Origin of the sequence: Enterobacter cloacae complex sp. P42RS, assembly GCF_014930595.1 — a bacterium.
In the GTDB taxonomy this organism is placed as follows: domain Bacteria; phylum Pseudomonadota; class Gammaproteobacteria; order Enterobacterales; family Enterobacteriaceae; genus Enterobacter; species Enterobacter bugandensis.
Genome location: NZ_JADBRK010000004.1, coordinates 311,196 through 327,920, shown reverse-complemented (window position 1 = coordinate 327,920; position 16,725 = coordinate 311,196). Strand labels below are relative to the sequence as shown.

At 58.8% G+C, this 16,725-nt stretch carries 16 protein-coding genes; 9 read left to right on the top strand and 7 right to left on the bottom strand.

The window, feature by feature from the left end; translation table 11 throughout:
- Nucleotides 1-19 precede the first annotated feature (19 nt).
- Nucleotides 20-2,158: a TonB-dependent siderophore receptor gene (locus IM314_RS07455; RefSeq protein WP_193358486.1), complete on the bottom strand. Its 2,139-nt coding sequence runs from the start codon at nucleotides 2,156-2,158 to the stop codon at nucleotides 20-22.
- Between the two features lie 384 nt (nucleotides 2,159-2,542).
- Between IM314_RS07455 and IM314_RS07450 the strand changes: the two genes are divergently transcribed.
- From IM314_RS07450 to IM314_RS07430, 5 genes are read left to right on the top strand one after another with little or no spacing between them, the layout of a single operon-like run.
- Nucleotides 2,543-3,355 (top strand): ABC transporter ATP-binding protein, encoded by an 813-nt coding sequence (locus tag IM314_RS07450; protein ID WP_028014437.1) that lies wholly within the window; start codon nucleotides 2,543-2,545, stop codon nucleotides 3,353-3,355.
- Nucleotides 3,352-4,335, top strand: coding sequence for an iron ABC transporter permease (locus IM314_RS07445; RefSeq protein WP_047364596.1), 984 nt, complete (start codon nucleotides 3,352-3,354; stop codon nucleotides 4,333-4,335). The genes IM314_RS07450 and IM314_RS07445 overlap by 4 nt, the downstream gene beginning before the upstream one ends.
- Entirely contained in the window at nucleotides 4,332-5,372 is a 1,041-nt protein-coding gene (locus IM314_RS07440; RefSeq protein ID WP_193358485.1) for an iron ABC transporter permease, read from the top strand. Before IM314_RS07445 ends, IM314_RS07440 begins: the two co-directional genes overlap by 4 nt.
- Before the next feature lie 9 nt (nucleotides 5,373-5,381).
- Entirely contained in the window at nucleotides 5,382-6,332 is a 951-nt protein-coding gene (locus IM314_RS07435; RefSeq protein ID WP_041908111.1) for an iron-siderophore ABC transporter substrate-binding protein, read from the top strand.
- The gene (locus tag IM314_RS07430) at nucleotides 6,329-7,204 is read left to right on the top strand and encodes a MurR/RpiR family transcriptional regulator (RefSeq protein WP_028014433.1); all 876 of its coding nucleotides are present in this window, start codon (nucleotides 6,329-6,331) and stop codon (nucleotides 7,202-7,204) included. Before IM314_RS07435 ends, IM314_RS07430 begins: the two co-directional genes overlap by 4 nt.
- Before the next feature lie 40 nt (nucleotides 7,205-7,244).
- Here the strand turns inward: IM314_RS07430 and IM314_RS07425 are convergent, their stop codons facing one another.
- The gene (locus IM314_RS07425; protein ID WP_041908113.1) at nucleotides 7,245-8,084 is read right to left on the bottom strand and encodes an AraC family transcriptional regulator; all 840 of its coding nucleotides are present in this window, start codon (nucleotides 8,082-8,084) and stop codon (nucleotides 7,245-7,247) included.
- Between the two features lie 166 nt (nucleotides 8,085-8,250).
- Between IM314_RS07425 and IM314_RS07420 the strand changes: the two genes are divergently transcribed.
- Genes IM314_RS07420 through IM314_RS07410 form a run of 3 tightly spaced genes read left to right on the top strand, consistent with a single transcriptional unit; the run spans nucleotide 8,251 to nucleotide 12,568 of the window.
- Entirely contained in the window at nucleotides 8,251-10,065 is a 1,815-nt protein-coding gene (locus IM314_RS07420) for a DUF2264 domain-containing protein (RefSeq protein WP_193358484.1), read from the top strand.
- Nucleotides 10,066-10,097: 32 nt separating this feature from the next.
- Nucleotides 10,098-11,363, top strand: a complete 1,266-nt coding sequence (locus tag IM314_RS07415) for an oligosaccharide MFS transporter (protein WP_193358483.1) — start codon at nucleotides 10,098-10,100, stop codon at nucleotides 11,361-11,363.
- 17 nt (nucleotides 11,364-11,380) lie between these two features.
- The gene (locus tag IM314_RS07410) at nucleotides 11,381-12,568 is read left to right on the top strand and encodes a glycoside hydrolase family 88 protein (RefSeq protein WP_049138337.1); all 1,188 of its coding nucleotides are present in this window, start codon (nucleotides 11,381-11,383) and stop codon (nucleotides 12,566-12,568) included.
- A 32-nt stretch (nucleotides 12,569-12,600) separates the two neighbouring features.
- On the opposite strand, the gene lysM is transcribed toward IM314_RS07410, so the two are convergent.
- From lysM to qseB, 5 genes are all read right to left on the bottom strand, one after another.
- Entirely contained in the window at nucleotides 12,601-13,041 is a 441-nt protein-coding gene (gene lysM, locus IM314_RS07405; protein ID WP_028014428.1) for a peptidoglycan-binding protein LysM, read from the bottom strand.
- An 85-nt stretch (nucleotides 13,042-13,126) separates the two neighbouring features.
- Nucleotides 13,127-13,441 (bottom strand): putative quinol monooxygenase, encoded by a 315-nt coding sequence (locus tag IM314_RS07400; RefSeq protein WP_008502984.1) that lies wholly within the window; start codon nucleotides 13,439-13,441, stop codon nucleotides 13,127-13,129.
- Between the two features lie 31 nt (nucleotides 13,442-13,472).
- On the bottom strand, nucleotides 13,473-14,054 hold the full coding sequence (locus tag IM314_RS07395; RefSeq protein ID WP_193358482.1) for an NAD(P)H-dependent oxidoreductase: 582 nt from the start codon (nucleotides 14,052-14,054) through the stop codon (nucleotides 13,473-13,475).
- Nucleotides 14,055-14,159: 105 nt separating this feature from the next.
- Nucleotides 14,160-15,497, bottom strand: a complete 1,338-nt coding sequence (gene qseC, locus IM314_RS07390) for a quorum sensing histidine kinase QseC (protein WP_193358481.1) — start codon at nucleotides 15,495-15,497, stop codon at nucleotides 14,160-14,162.
- Nucleotides 15,494-16,153 carry a quorum sensing response regulator transcription factor QseB gene (qseB, locus tag IM314_RS07385; RefSeq protein WP_045631558.1) on the bottom strand — a complete coding sequence of 220 codons (660 nt, stop codon included), beginning with the start codon at nucleotides 16,151-16,153 and terminating at the stop codon, nucleotides 15,494-15,496. The genes qseC and qseB overlap by 4 nt, the downstream gene beginning before the upstream one ends.
- A 139-nt stretch (nucleotides 16,154-16,292) precedes the next feature.
- Here qseB and IM314_RS07380 point away from each other — a divergent pair, with 139 nt between their 5' ends.
- Nucleotides 16,293-16,694 (top strand): YgiW/YdeI family stress tolerance OB fold protein, encoded by a 402-nt coding sequence (locus tag IM314_RS07380; protein ID WP_023309189.1) that lies wholly within the window; start codon nucleotides 16,293-16,295, stop codon nucleotides 16,692-16,694.
- Nucleotides 16,695-16,725 lie beyond the last annotated feature (31 nt).

Here is a 16,725-nt window from a genome sequence, read left to right as displayed (position 1 = left end):
GCCACCGGGCTTTTTTACATCAAAACTCCATCTTCACCGTAAACTGCACTTCGCGCGGGTCGCCAATCTGGTTGCCCAGGTTGTTGGTCGCAATCGACGACGTGTAGTAGGTCTTATCAAACAGGTTCTTCACGTTCACCTGCAGCGTCACCGGATACTGCAGCTTCATCTTATACGCCGCAAACGCATCCGCCACGAAATAGCCCGGCAGATAATAATCCGCACCGTTGGTCGCCGAGCGGCGGCTTACGCCGTGCCCGCCGCCGCCGAGCGTCAGGGTATTTCCGGCAAACGCATTGTGAATATCGTAGGTGAGGAAGAGTGAGCCGGTGTGGCGCGGCACGTTCGGCAGCGGTTTACCCGCGTAATCCGGGTCCTCCAGCACCTTCGCGTCGGTATAGCCGTAGCTGGCGATAATGTTAGTGTTCTCGGTCAGTGACCCGGCAAGATCCACCTCCACGCCCTGAGAGCGCACGCGGCCCGCGGTTTTGGCGATGGTTTCGCCCCCGATGCTTTCGGTGTACAGCACGTTGCGCTTGTGAATATCAAACAGCGCGATATTGGCGGTTATGCCGTCGAACAGATCGAACTTTGCGCCTACTTCGTACGCGTTTGAGGTTTCCGGCGGCAGGTCGCCAATGTAGCTCGCAATGGATGACTGCGGCATAAACGTCTGCGAATAGTTGGCAAACAGCGAGACCGCGGGCGTCAGTTTGTAAACCAGCCCCAGCTTCGGCGTCCACTGCTCGTCGCGGCTGTCGGTATTGACGTTAAACGGACGACCTTTGCCCGCGTACTGGGTGTAATACTGGTAGCGCAGCCCGGCGACGGCAATCCATTTATCCGTCAGGTACAGGGCATCCTGGGCGTAGGCCGAGTAGCTCTCCTGCTTGAGCGTCTGGTCGCTGTCAGCGGCGGAGACGGTTGTACACTCGTCGAGTTTGCCGTAAACCGGATTATAGATATTGAAACCTTTGACGTTCTTACAGCGCATCATGTCCGTGCGCAGCAGATCGTAATTTTCATACGACACGCCGGTGAGGATCTCATTATAAAAGCCCGCGATATCCACGTTGCCCTGCAGATCCGCACGGGTGCTGTGCATGCGCTGGGTCGAGCCCTGGGTTGCATCCACCCGGCGGGTCAGGGTGCCGGTTTTTGAATCGTAGGCCATCACGCGCGCCTGATTATCGCTGTACTTATCCTGGCTGTAGCTGTAGTCGAACTTCGCGGTCCACTGGCTGTTGAGGCGGTATTCCGCGTTAAGCTGAGCGAGATCGGACTGCCCGTCGGTCACATTAAACGGCTCGTCAAAGCGGGTTTTGCGATCGACGTCGACGGCCTTTTTAGTGTTGAGATCGAAGATCGTTCCGCGATCGAACGGCGTCTTATAGTCGCGATGCGAATAGAGCACGCTCACGGTGGCATCGTCGCCGAACCAGGTCAGCGACGGGGCGATAAAGGTGCTGCGTTCGTTGCCGAAGTTGCGCCAGTAATCCTCGTCCTGATACTCGCCCGTGAGGCGATACGCCAGGCGCGTGCCCTCAATCGGACCGGTGACATCGATCTGTCCGGTGCCGCCGCCAAAGCTGGAAGAGGTGGCAGAAATCGAGCCACCGAAGATTTTCTCCGGGCGCTTCGTGACGACGTTAATCAGGCCGCCCGGATCGAGAATGCCGTACAGCGTTGAGGCCGGGCCTTTCAGCACCTCCACGCGTTCGGTTGCGGCGTTAAAGCTGCGCGGCAACACGGTGCGCAGGCCGTTGGTCATGATCGAGCCGTCGCGGTTTGCGCCAAACCCGCGGCGCACAAAGGCATCCTGCGTACCGCCCAGGGTGTTGGTCTGCACCACGTTGCTGACGTTATAGAGCGCTTCATCGAGCGTGGTGGCGTGCTGATCCGCCAGCACCTTATCGCTGACGGTATTCACCACCTGCGGGATATCCAGCATCGGCATGTTGGTCAGCGTGGCGGTGGAGGTGTTCAGCGGCTGGTAGCCGTTGGTGGCCTCCGCCGTAGCATTTGGATCGGCGGTGACGGTAAGCGTTTCGCCGTCTTTAGCCGTGGTGTCTGCTGCCTGCGACAGCGGCGCCATAAACAGCAGTGAAAAGAGCGCGCGCCCTTTTATCCCAGAGAGTGAAGGTGTGAACGTAGCCATTACAACTGTTATCCCAAAATATCCGTGAAGGTGCTTCACGGAAGAACCTGTGAGTCATTGCCCTTTATGGTCTGCCCGTTAGCCAGAACTGGCATCGAACATGTAATTGAGAATCATTCAATCATGCGGAAATGTAGTAGTAAATGAAAAAAGCTAAAAATCGACTACATCTCTGAAACGCAACGGAAAAGCGCAGTGGTAGCCTGTTAATTAATTGAAAATTAAGTCTTTATTGTTTTGCCGGCCAGTGTAGTAGCACACCGTTACCCCTGGTTTTTTCAGGGTGTTTCTTCCCTTGACTACTACATGGCGCGGCCTCAAACTCTCAAAAGAGAATGATTTTTATTTATATTTGTTTCCCTTTTTTATTACGTTGGCATGCACGTGGCTCACAACACGACAAAACCGGGTCTGGTTCTGGAGAATCTTTCTGCCGGTTATCAGAAAAAAATCATCGTTGATGATATTTCCCTTGCGATCCCCCAGCAGAAAATCACCGTTCTGGTGGGGGCGAACGGCTGCGGAAAATCCACGCTGCTGAGTACCATCGCGCGTTTGCTTCAGCCGCTTGGCGGCGCGGCGGTTCTCGACGGCAAGGCGATCCACGCGCAGCCGACGAAAGCCGTCGCCCGCCAGCTTGGCATCCTGCCGCAGTCTCCGCTGCTGCCGGAAGGGTTAACCGTCTTTGAGCTGGTCTCGCGCGGGCGTTTTCCCTGGCAGAACGTTATGCGCCAGTGGAGCGACGAGGACGAGCAGGCGGTGGAGGAGGCCCTGCGCCTGACCGGCACGGCCGAGTTTGCCCACATGCCCGTCGAAAGCCTGTCCGGCGGCCAGCGTCAGCGCTGCTGGATCGCCATGGCGCTGGCGCAGCAAACGCCCTATATCCTGTTGGATGAACCCACCACGTTCCTCGATCTCCGCTATCAGGTGGAGATCCTCGAACTGCTGCATACGCTGACGCGCGAGCACGGACGTACCGTGGTGGTGGTGCTGCACGATCTCAACTTCGCCGTGAGCTACGGCGATTCGCTGGTCTTTTTACGCCAGGGAAAAGTCGAGGGCGTACTGCATGAAGGGGACGCCTGCACGCCGGAGCTGATTAAAGCGGTGTTTGATGTCGACGTGCATATGTCCATCAATCCGCTGACCGGTAAACCGTTCTTTATGCCGTTTCGCCAGGTCGCAAAACAGCCATGATGCGCACCTCTCTGGCTTTCCTGATGTTCGCCCTGCTGCTTGCAACGGGCGCGATTGCCCATCTGGGGATCGGCGCCCGCTTTATCGCCCCGCAAACGGTGGTGGAGGCCATCCTCCACTTCGATCCGCGCAATTTCGACCATAACATCATCATCAAGCTCAGACTGCTGCGCCTCTGCGCCGCGATGGTGACGGGGGCCGCGCTCGGCGTGGCGGGCGTGCTGCTGCAATCCACGATCCGCAACCCGCTCGGCGAACCGCATATTCTGGGGCTCAACGCCGGGGCGGCGCTGGCTGTGGTGCTGACGAGCGCGCTGGGGATGACGCTGCCGTTTGGGCGCCCGCTGATTGCCGCCGCCGGAGCCGCGGCGCTGTTTCTGCTGGTGCTCACGTTCTCCTCGTCCGGACGCACCGGGCTTACACCGATGAAGGTCACGCTGTGCGGCGTGGCGATGTCGGCGTTTGCCTCGTCGATTACCGCCACGGTGCTCATCCTCGATGAACAGACGCTGCTCGCCATGCGCACCTGGCTGGCGGGGGATTTAGCGGGGGTCAGCGGTGAAACGATTGCCGCTGCCCTGTGGGTGGCTGGCGTGGGCTTTGCGCTGGCGCTCTGGCTGTCGCCCTCGCTCAACATGCTGGCGCTGGGCGACAGAATGGCGCAGGGGCTTGGCGTATCGCTGCTGAAAACCCGGCTGCTCGCCCTGATGGCTATCGCGCTGCTCTGCGGTGCGGCGGTCTCCCTCGCCGGGCCGATCGGCTTTATTGGGCTCGTGGTGCCTCAGCTCGTTCGCCGTCTGGTGTCTGTCGATCTGCGCGTGATGGTGCCGCTGTCCGCCCTGTGCGGGGCGCTGGTTCTGCTGCTGGCGGATATCGCTGCCCGCACGCTGTTTTCGCCCTGGGAGCTGGCAACCGGCATCATGACCGCGCTGGTTGGCGCCCCGGTCTTTATCTTCATGGCCTCGAGGATGTTTAAATGAACCGCGCCGGACTGCGTGCGCTACGCGTTGGCACCTTCTCGGCGCTGGTCCGCCCAAAGGCGCTGGTATGTCTGGTCATCCTGACGCTGGCCGCCTGCCTGCTGACGGGGTTTGGCCTGACGCACGGCTCTCTGCCCATCCCCACTTCCGCCATCGGGCGCGCGCTGTTTTATCCAGAAACCCTGATGTCAGAGACGCGCTACATCGTGATGGATATCCGCCTGCCGCGCCTGCTGATGGCGGCGCTGTGCGGTGGGATGCTCGGCATGGCGGGGGCGGCAATGCAGTCCATTACCCGCAATGGCCTGGCCGATCCGGGGCTTATCGGGGTGAAAGAGGGCTGTAGCGCGGCGGTACTGCTGCTGATATTTCAGTTCCCGGCGCTGGGCCTGGCCTGGCGGCCGCTGGTTGGCATGGCCGGGGGGCTGCTCACCGCGCTGCTGGTGGTGGTCCTGGCGCGCGATATCTCACGTCCGCGATTCATCCTGATCGGCATCGGCGTGTCGTGGGTCTTTGCCGCCGCAATGGGCGTTTTTATGACCACGGCGGACGTGCGCGACGTGCAGACGGCGATGCTATGGCTGGCGGGCAGCCTCCATGCGGCAAACTGGACGCTGGTCTGCATTGCCGCTGCCTGGGCGCTTCCGGCGTTTGCGCTGCTGCTGTTTACCGCCCGCGCTGCGGACGTGGCGCTGCTTGGTAACCACACCGCAGCGGGCCTTGGCGTGCGCACAAACCGGCTGGCGCTTCTAAGGGTTCTCGCCCCAGTAGTGCTGACGGCGGCCTGCGTCTCCTGCGTGGGCAGCATTGGTTTTGTCGGGCTGATTGCGCCGCACATGGCGCGCCTGCTGCTCCGCGGCGGGCAAACGGCGCTCCTGACGGGTAGCGCCGTGCTGGGGGCGCTGCTTGTGCTACTGGCGGATAACGTCGGGCGGCTGGCATTCCTCCCGCTGCAGCTGCCAGCGGGAATTGTGATTTCACTGATTGGCGGACCGTTTTTCCTGCTGCTGCTCTGGCAGCGTCGGGACAGATTTTAGGGGATTAACATGCGCATACTGTTTTCATTGCTGTTGCTGGTGGGGTTTGCGGCGAGCGCGACCGAGCCGACGCAGACGTTTACTGACGATCTGAACCGTAAGGTGGTGGTGCCGGTGCATCCGAAAAGGATCGTCTCGCTACACGACCTGGACATCACTATTCCGCTGATTGAGCTTGGCGTGCCGCCGGTGGCGAGCCATGGCCGCACCCGGCCGGACGGCAGCCATTTTCTGCGCTCCAGCGGCATGTTGACCGGCGTCGATTTCGATAATTCCGACATCAAGTTTATCGGCACTGCGGATATCGACATTGAAGCCATCGCCGCCGCAAAGCCTGACCTGATCGTTACCGAGCCGACGCGCAATACCCCGGTGGAACAGCTGGAGAAAATTGCCCCGACGGTGAGTATCGATCATCTCGACGGCGGCGCGCCGGAGATCTACCGCAAGCTGGCGCAACTGACGGGCACGCAGGCGCGGCTCAAGGTTTTGGAGCGGCGCTATCAGGAGCAAATTAAGGCGCTGAAAGCGACTATTGATACCCGCAAAGTGAGCGTGTCGGTGATTCAGGCCAATCAGGGGAAAATCAACGCCATGCACAGCTATCACTCGCTGGGCCGCGTGCTGCGTGATGCCGGGTTCACCTTCCCGCCGCTGATTGAGTCCATCCCGGAAGGGGGACGCATTGACGTCAGCGCAGAGCGGCTGCCGGAGCTGGATGCGGATTTCGTTTTCGCCACCTGGCGCGGGGATACGGGCGGCAAACCGCAGGATGAACTGGCGGCGATGGATGCGGTGATGCCGGGCTGGTGTCAGTTCCTGAATGCCTGTCGGACCGGACATTACGTGCTGATCTCGCGTGAAGAGGCCATCTCGAACTCGTTCGCCTCGTTAGGGCTGATGGCCGCGCAGGTCCAGTCGCAGATTGCCGGGCGTCCGCTGCCGGAGGCGTCACGATGAGCCGTAAAGTTGATCTCTTCGGCGACCGCCTCCGCTCCCGGTCGCACCAGCTCACGCCGCGCCTGCTGCAGGTGGCGCGCTATATCAATGAAAATCGTGAAGCGGTGATGGAGCAGACGGCAATGGAGATCGCGACGCTGCTGAAAACGTCGGACGCTACCGTCGTTCGCGCCATCCAGGCGCTGGGTTTCGCCGGGCTGCGCGATCTCAAGCAGACGCTGGAGCAGTGGTTTGGCCCGGTCGTGACCTCCAGCGAAAAGATCTCCACCACGGTGAATACGCTGACCAGCGACGTCAATGCGAGCATTGATTTCGTGCTGGAGGGGCATCAGCATACGTGTGAAGTATTGTCTGAACCCCACAACCGCTTCGCGATGGCGCAGGCGGTCTCGCTGCTGGCGCAGGCGAGGCAGGTTGCCATATTTGGGATTGGCGCGTCCGGCATTCTGGCCGACTACACCGCCAGGCTGTTCAGCCGGATGGGGCTACCCGCCACGCCGCTTAACCGCACCGGAATAGGGCTGGCCGAGCAGCTGATAGGTCTCCAGCGCGGGGATGTGCTGATCATGATGGCGCAAAAATCCGCGCATCGGGAAGGACAGACCACGCTGCGCGAAGCGAAACGGCTGGGGATCCCCACCATTTTGCTCACCAATGCCACCGACTCGCGATTCAGCAAAGAGGCCAGCGTGGTGATCCACGTTCCGCGCGGCGGCGAGAAGGGCAAAATCCCGCTCCACGGCACGGTGCTGCTGTGCCTGGAGATGATTGTTTTATCCGTCGCCTCCACCGAGCCGCAGCGCACCATCAAGTCGATGAAGCGCATCAACGAGCTTCACCGTGGGCTAAAGCCGGGCAAGAAAAGCAGTTGATTGTCTCCCTCTTCCCGCGGGAGAGGGGCGGGTGAGGGTGTCATACCGCACGATGGTTTTTCCGGTACTGCAGCGGCGTCTCACCAATCCCCTTCTTAAACGCGCTGATAAACCAGGTCACGTCAGAAAATCCCACCCGCGCGGCAATCTCCCGCACGCTCGCGTCACTGTGCAGCAGGCATTCGCACGCCTTACGCAGGCGGAGCGTGTTCAGGTAGTGGTGGATTTTCTCCCCCGTCTCCGCATGAAATTTTCGCGACACGTAGCTGCGCGATCTGCCCAGTTCCGCTGCCAGCGCGTCGAGGCGGAATTTCTCCTGATAATGCTCGTCCAGCCAGAACATCACCTGGCTGGCGATCCCCGTGCTGCTGCCCGGTGCGCCGGTACGATCGTCAGGCAACATAGCAAACAGGCTAATCAGCAGCCCGGCGATGCTTTCGCTGCTCATCGGCGGCGGATAACAGCTGAACAGATGATCGACATGGCTGTGGCAGTGTGCCAGGTCAACCACCCACGCCTCTGAGCCGCGACGCGAGAGTTTTTCCAGCCGCTGCTGCGTGTGCGGAAAATCACGCAGACACTTCAGCACCGCATGGTGGTCGAGGTGAATAATCGTGCGCCGGTAAATCGCTTCCGCCTGTTCGTCTACCCTGACTTTATGCAGGGTGAACGGCGGAAAGAAAAACAGGCGTCCGGGGCGCATGGTGTAGTGACGGTTATCGACAATCGCGACGCCAAACCCTTCTTCCACATAGAGAATTTCAAGACACTGATGCCAGTGGTGGTAACGCACCGTGTTAGCAAACAGGCGGCTAAACGACGCCACGGTGTCGTTTAAGGTAATGAGCTCAAGACGATCGGTTATGGGCGCGTCATGCATAGTGCAATAAAACTCAACTTTTCCCCGTCAGAAGAGATTTATAAACCACCTTTTTAAATTTTATCAACCGCAGGTTTATCGAACGTTCTCACCTGTGACGTGGCTAACATTTCTCCACCTTACGCATTCACTATGCTTGGCCGCAGTTGATGACGAGGGTGGAACTATGCGGGCGGAAAGCGAAGAAAAATCAAATCTGTTGTCTTCACGCCAGGACGTCGTGGCGTCTCTGAATACCTTACTTGGCGCGCTGGATAAGCAGTTTCCGGTAAATCATTCGCGGTTCTCGCTGGGTGATACCTGCGCGCACTACGCGACGGATATCGCGCAGATGGAGGGGCTCTCCCGCGCGCTATGGGGGCTGTTTCCGCTGTTGGCTTCGGGCGATGCTTCGCCATTTAGCGAGAAGTACATGCAGGCCATCAGGATCGGCACCGATCCGCAAAGTCCGGGCTACTGGGGCGAAACCGGTCCGTACGATCAGCGTCTGGTCGAGATGGCATCCTACGGTCTGGGGCTTTCCCTGCTGGGGAATAAACTCACCGATTGCTTCAGCGAGCGCGAGGTGATGAACCTGCACGCGTGGCTGAAGCAGATTGCCGACGCGCAGATGCCCGACAGCAACTGGAACTACTTTGCCATTATGGTCCAGCTGGGCTTCAAACGCGCCGGGCTGCCGTACGACCAGGCCGCCATCGACCATCGGTTTGCGCTGATGGAGGCCTATTACCTGGGTGACGGCTGGTATTCCGACGGCGCGGGTCGCCCGAAAGATTATTACATCTCCATGGCGTTCCACTTCTACGGCCTGATTTACGCCACTTTAAGCGGCGATGAGGCGAGGGCAGAAGTGCTGCGCGAGCGCTCGCGTCTGTTTGCGGAGGACTTTATCTACTGGTCCGCCGCGGACGGCGCGTCGGTACCGTTTGGCCGCAGCCTGACCTACCGCTTTGCGATGGTCGCCTTCTGGAGCGCGGTTGCCTTCTCTGAACTTGACGTGTTCACGCCGGGTATTGTGAAGGGCATTATCCTGCGCCATCTCCGCTGGTGGCAGCAGCGGACGATTACCGACCGGGACGGCATTCTGACCCTCGGTTTTGCCTGTCCGAACCTCGCCATGTGTGAGGACTATAACTCTCCCGGCTCGCCCTACTGGGCGCTAAAAAGCTACCTGATTCTGGCGCTGCCGGAGACGCATCCGTTCTGGCAGGCAGAAGAACAGCCGCTGCCCGCGCTGGCGGAGAAGCACGTCATCCCGCGCGCGCAGCAGATCCTGATGCATTCGACGAACTCTCAGCACGTCACCATGCTCACCGCCGGTCAGCTGGAGCTGAACAACTACGTCAACACCGAAGCGAAATACACCAAATTTGCCTACTCCAGCCGCTTTGGCTTCACCATTGAGCGCGGGCGCTTTGGCCTGAAGCATGCGGCCTGTGATTCCATGCTGCTGCTGGCGGACGGGGATAACTATTTCCGCGGCCGTCGCGAGTGCGACGCGGTGCGGGTGGATGAAAACTACATCTATTCACGCTGGTCGCCGTGGCACGACGTGCGCATCGAGACCTGGCAAATCCCCTTCGGCGAGTGGCATTTGCGCCTGCACCGCATCAACAGCGCGCGCACGCTGCAAACGGCGGAGGGCGGTTTCGCCGTGATGAAAACGGAGCACCAAATCCGCGCGCGCGGCAGTTATCTGGCGGCAGAGAACGGCAGCAGTGCGATTGTCGATCTGTCGCCTCTCATTGAACGCACCCCGGACAGCATCGTCACGCCGCCGAACAGCAGCATCATGTTCCCGGAGTGCGCCTCCATTCCGCTGTTAAAAACCGATCTCCAACCGGGAGAGCGCTGGCTCTGCTGCGCCGTCATTGCCAGTGAAAAACAGAACGTTGCGGCCGCGCCGCAGCTGGATATGAACCATAACCGGGTCGTAATCCGCGACCCTGGAGGCGAACGTCTGCTGTCGTTCACGTTATAAAAATTCTGACCCTACACCTCGGCGAGGATGGTATGAAAAATACATCGACAACCAACAGAACCGAATATTACAAAATCAGCAGCTTTATTTTTCTCTATTTCTTTACCTGGTCCGCGAGTATTGGCCTGCTGGCGATCTGGCTGGGTCAAAAAGCGAATCTCAGCGGGACGGTAATTGGAACCGTGTTCGCGGTGAACGGAATATTTTCCGTTATTCTCAAACCCATCTACGGCTATATTCTCGATAAAATCGGCATGAGCAAATATCTGCTCTATTTTGTGGTCGCCATGTCGGCCCTGATGGCGCCGTTTTTTATTTACGTCTATCAGCCGCTGTTAATGTCCAGCACCTTGCTGGGGATTATTATCGGCGCACTCTATTTAAGCTTTGCCTGGTATGCGGGCGTGGCGGCGTGTGAATCCTATTCCGACCGCTTCAGCCGCTTAAACGGCATGGAGTTCGGGCAAATTCGTATGTGGGGCTCGCTCGGCTGGGCGGTGGCATCGTCCTTCTCCGGCCTGCTGTTCAACCTCTCACCGACCTATAACTTCATTATGGGCAGCGTGACGTCGATCGTGATGCTGGTTGTCCTGCTCAGCCTGAAAGTGAACACTAACTCCGTTCATGCCGATGCGGTATTGACCAAAGAGAAAATCGCCCCGGCAGATGTGTATGCCCTGCTGCGTAACCGTAAATTCTGGGCTTTTTGCCTGTACGTGGCGGGCGTGGCGTGGATGATGTTTATCGCCGAGCAGCAGTTCTCGCGCTATTTCGTTACCTTCTTTGACGATATTCATGAGGGCAACGCGGTGTTTGGCTATCTCGGCACCGTGCAGTCGGGCATAGAATTCGTCATGTATATGATTGTCCCGCTGTTCGTTAACTTTATTGGCGCCAGGCGCGGGCTATTAATTGTCGGGCTGATCGTCGGGGCGCGTTTGATTATTTCCGGGATGTGCGACTCGCATCTGTTAATTTCCGTGCTCAAGCCGCTATACGGTATAGAAATTTGCCTGCTGCTGGTGTCGGTCTTTAAATATATTGCGGAGCATTTCGACAAGCGCGTGAACGCCACCATGTATTTACTGGGCTATCAGGCGATGCTGTACGTGGGGAACGTGGTGGTTTCCTCGCCTGCCGGATATATGTATGACCGCATCGGCTTTGAACAGACCTATATCATCATGGGGGCGACGGCGCTGATCTTTACCCTTATTTCTGCCTTTACGTTATCCGCCTGCCAGAGCAAATGGCGCGGCCCCCGCCCGCTGAACGTAGCAGAACCTTCATCACGCTGACCACAAGGAACCGAAATATGTTAAGTCGTATCAGAGAGGAACGCCTGTCTGCCATTCCTGCTCCCGTAGACTCGCGCCTGTTTAGCGATGAACTGATCTCTGCGCGTAGCCACGTCCTCGAGTTGATTAGCCGTCATTTAACGGCATTCGGAGAGCAGTTCCCGGCGGAAACCTGCCGGAACGGTTATTACCCGCTGACCGACAACGTAGAGTGGACAACCAGCTTCTGGACCGGCCAGCTGTGGCTGGCGTGGGAGATGAGCGGCGAGGAGAAATTCCGCTCGATGGCGGAAAAACACGTGCGCTCCTTCGGCCTGCGCATCGCCGGGCGCAGCGACACCAACACTCACGATCTGGGCTTCCTGTACACGCTCTCCTGCGTGGCGGCCTGGAGACTTACCGGCAGCCGCGAGGCGCGCGGTTTCTCCCTGCTGGCGGCTGAAGCCCTGCTGGAGCGCTTTCATGAGAAGGCGAAAATCATTCAGGCGTGGGGCGATCTTTCAGACCCGGAGCAGGCCGGACGGATGATCATCGACTGCAACATGAACCTGCCGCTGCTCTACTGGGCGACGGAGCAGACGGGGGATCCGCGCTTTGCTGACGCCGCAAAAGCGCACGTCATGCAGGCGGCAAACTATCTCATCCGCGACGATGCCTCCACGTTCCACACCTATTATATGGACGTACAAACCGGCGCGCCGCGCTACGGCAATACCCAGCAGGGCTATGCCGATGACTCCTGCTGGTCGCGCGGGCAGGCGTGGGGGATTTACGGCTTCCTGCTGAGCTATATCTATACCGGCGACGAGACGATGATTGCCCTGTCGAAGCGGCTGGCGAACTACTTCCTCAACCGCCTCCCGGAAGACTACGTCTGCCACTGGGATCTGGCGCTGGTGGGGACCGACGCGCTGCGCGATTCGTCCTCGGCGGCGATTGCGGTGTGCGGGCTGCTGGAGCTGGTGAAGCACCTGCCCGTGACGGATCCGGACCGGGAGCGGTATCTGGAGTGGGCCAAAGGCATTATGTCGTCACTGACGAAGCACTACCTGATGGGCAAAGAGGAGAAGGGCACCGGGCTGCTGAAGCACTCGGTCTATCACCTGGCGAGCAACAAAGGGGTGGACGAGTGTGCGAGCTGGGGAGATTACTTCTACGTGGAGGCGCTGGTGCGCTTTACGCAGAGCTGGAAACTGTACTGGTAAAAACGGTCGGGGGGCGACCCCCGACTCGCGGATCACGCTTTAGGAATACGTAGCGTCTGGCCGGGGTAGATTTTATCCGGGCTGGAGAGCATCGGGCGGTTAGCCTCAAAAATCTTGTTGTACTGGTTGGCATCGCCGTACACGGTTTTGGAGATAGCGCTCAGGGTGTCGCCGGATTTTACCGTGTAGTAGGTGGCTTCATCTTTGGCATCGGTCGTGGTGATGTTGTTCTCCACCTCGCTGACGCCCGCGATGTTGCCGACGGCGACCTGGATTTTTTCTTTCTGCTCCTGGGTCAGCCCGTCACCCGTCACGCTGGCCTTGCCGTCGGTAACGTTAACCTGAACTTTGTCTGAACCGGGAATGTTGAGTTTCTTGAGGTGCTCGGTGATTTTGTCGCTCTGACCTTTGTGGTCGGTCAGGTTATCCCATAGCTTTTCGCCTGCTTCTTTCACGAAGTTAAAAAGACCCATTCCATCCTCCTGTTAATCATGAAGTCAGAATAAGCATAGCAGGTCAGAGAGAATTCCCTCCCCGTAAGGAGAGGGAAGGCAGGTTTTAAACCCCTTGCTCCAGAATACGGATGTGGGTCTCCAGCACGTCACCCTTCACCGCATCGCTCCACGCTTTCATGTGCGCGGTCTGCAGGTGTGCTTCAAGGTGCGCGACGGTTTCCCACTGCTCAACCATGATAATGGAGTCTGGCGCAGTGGCCTGGAAGCTTGCGTCGGTAGCGGCGTCCACCATCGGCGCGTAGCCGTGGCAGCCTTCTTCTTTCAGTACGGTTGGGATGATTTTCGCGAACTGATCCAGCACCGCCTGGCGGTGATGTTGACCTGGACGAGTACGGATTTCTGCGATTACTGTAAGCATGGTTACTACTCCTTTAATTCCAGGCTACCAGTTAAGCAAAAATTTTCGCGAGATGCTTGCGATATTCTGCGATATAGCTCGGGACGTCAGGCATTTTAATCACGTCGTTGACGATAAAAGTCGGCAGCGGATTCATTCCCAGGAACTGGTTCGCCTTGTGGAACGGCAGATACGCGCCGTCTACGCCCACGCCTTCGAAGAACTGATCTTTTTCGGTGAAGGCTTCCAGAGGGGCGTTCCAGGTCAGGGAGAGCATATATTTTTTGCCCTGAATCAGGCCGCCGGAGCCGTATTTTTTAGAGGCGTCTGAGCGGGTGCGTCCGTCGCTGGCATACAGCGAACCGTGACCTTCGGTGAAAACGTCGTCCATGTACTTTTTCACGGTCCACGGCGCGCCCATCCACCAGCCCGGCATCTGCCAGACAACCACATCGGCCCACAGGAAGTTCTGCACTTCGGCCTTCACGTCATAGTTGCTGTCCGCGCGCACGACCTTAACATCATGCCCGGCGTCGCGCAGGAAACCGTCCGCGACCTCGGTCAGGGTGTCATTCAGCTGGCCTTTAGAGTGCGCGAACTCTTTCGCGCCGTTGATAATCAGAATATTGCTCATTATTTGTCCTCGGTCATGAGAGTATGCCGGGTATTCTACGCGCGAGGACGGAGCGGAAAAATAAGCAAAATGTGCAAAGTCTTTTGCGCTAAATGCAATAATCCCTTACCAGTTAACCTTTACTTCAAAGCCGCCTTCTGGCGCATTGCCCAGCGAGACGCGCATGCCGTGTAGCGCGGCAATGCGTTTCACAATGGATAGCCCCAGCCCGCTGCCCGTGGCGTCCTGACCCGGTGGACGATAAAAGCGCTCGCCGAGACGCGCCAGCGCATCGGGCGAAATGCCCGGGCCATTGTCGCGCACGGTAACACTACGGGTGTTCAGCGTCACGTCTACCACGCTGCCGCGCGGGCTGTAGCGGGTGGCGTTATCCAGCAGGTTGCGCGCCATCAGGCTCAGAAGCAGCTGCTGACCCGTTCGGGTCACCTCCGGCGCGTTGATGTGCAGGCGAATATCAATACCCGCCTGCTGTGCAGCAGGATAAATATCCATTACCGCAGACTGCAGCAGGTCGGCCATCGCTATCTGTTCTACGCCGTCCAGGCTGTCCAGCGAGTCCAGGCGCGACAGGGTGAGGAGCTGATCCACCAGCCGGGAGGCGCGGTCGATACCCGCGTGCAGCTGAGCCAGCGCTTTTTCCTGCGCCTGCGGATCGTCCTGAGAAAGCTGCGCCACGTCGGTTTGCACCTTCAGCGCCGCCAGTGGGCTGCGCAGCTCGTGGGCGGCGTCGGAGGTAAAGCGGCGCTCGCGAGTCATCATCTCCTGGGTACGGGTAAAGAGATGGTTCAGCGAGTCGAGCAGGGGGCGCACTTCCGCCGGCACGCCCTGAGTGGGCAGGGCGTCGGTGGCGTCCGGCGAGCGGGAACGCAGGGTCTGGGCCAGCTTTTTCAGGGGCTTCAGCTCCCGGCTCAGCAGGACGATCAGCAACAGTAGCATCACCGGCAGCGCCACCAGCCACGGCGTCAGCTGCGAGCTGACCACGTCCAGCGCCATATCCTGCCGGTACTCCCACTCCTGGCCGACAACGACACGGTATTTTCCGTCTGGCGACGTCAGCCATAAAAAGCGCCATTCATCGTTGTCATCCTGAAGCCGTCCGTCATCAAAGCCGTCACGACGATAGTGATACGGGATATCGCGCCCGTTTTCGCCGTCGTTAAGGATCATCGTGCCGTCTGAAGCGTAAATAGCGAAGGCCAGCGCGTCATCGTCCAGATGCCCGTGTTTGGCCTTTTTCGGCACCTCGCGCATGCGCTCCGGCGCGCGGATCTCGTCCAGATCCATCGTCAGCAGCCGTTTGGCAAACAGCATCTGCTGGGTGTCGAACAGCTTATCGAGCTTGTGGGTGGTCTGCTGCCACGCCACCAGGCTGGCGGCAAACCAGGCCGTCAGAGACAGCGCTAAAAAGAGGAGCGTCAGGCGCAGCTTCAGGCTCAGCTTCATGCGTCACCCAGGGTGTAGCCGATGCCGTGCACGGTGCGGATAAACTCGCTCCCGAGCTTGCGGCGTAAATGATGGACATGGACTTCGACGGCGTTGCTGGAGACGTCATCGTCCCAGGTATAAAGCTTTTCCTCGATCAGCTTGCGCGGCAGCACCCGGCCCGCGTTGCGCATCAGCAGCTCCAGCAGGGCGAACTCTTTGGGTTTAAGCGTCAGCGTTTCGCCCTCCAGCGTGGCGACGAGGCTTGCCGGATCGAGCGTCACCTTGCCGTGGCGCAGCTCGCTGCGGGTCTGACCGTGGCTGCGGCGCACCAGTGCTTCCAGACGGGCGGCCACTTCTATCAGCGCGAACGGCTTACAGAGATAATCGTCCGCACCGAGGCGCAGCCCTTCAACGCGCTGGTTCAGCGCATCCCGCGCGGTCAGGATCAGTACCGGCTCGCGCTTACCGCTTTCGCGCCAGGCGCGCAGGATCTCCAGACCGTCAATTCCCGGTAGGGTCAGGTCAAGCACCACGGCATCATAGGGCGCAGAGGCAAGCGCGGCCTGCCCGGTTTTCCCGTCGGTAAACCAGTCCACGCTAAAGCCCAGTTTGCTTAAGCCTGCTTTGATGCCATCGCCGATTAACCTGTCGTCTTCTACCAGTAAAATGCGCATGTTCCCTCCTTGATGCCGTCAGTAAACCCTCTGCAAGCGCCTGCTGTACAGTAAAAATAAATAAATTTTCCCCTTAAGAAGTTGTTAAGGTTTACCCTGTTTAATGGATTGCGAAACGACATTAAAGGGAGAGATGAAGATGAAAAAATTCGCTGCAATTGCTGCCATCATGATGATGACCACCGCGCCGGTCTTTGCCGCACAGGGCGGCTTTACTGGCCCATCTGCGACACAGACCCAGACGCAAACCCAGCAGGGCGGTTTTGTCGATAACAACGCCAACCTCACCACCGCGGCTAAAGTGAAAGATCTGAAGGACGATGCCTGGGTGAAGCTGCGCGGGAACATTACCGAGCGCCTGTCCGATGACCGCTACACCTTCCGCGACGAGTCCGGCACGGTGGTGGTTGAGATTGACCACAAGCGCTGGAACGGCGTGACCGTCACCCCGCAGGATAAAGTAGAGCTGCAGGGTAAAGTCGACAAAGACTGGAACGAGTTTGAAATCGACGTGAAGCAGGTTATCAAGCTGAACAAATAACCCGTAAAGGGCCGCTTATGCGGCCCTTTTT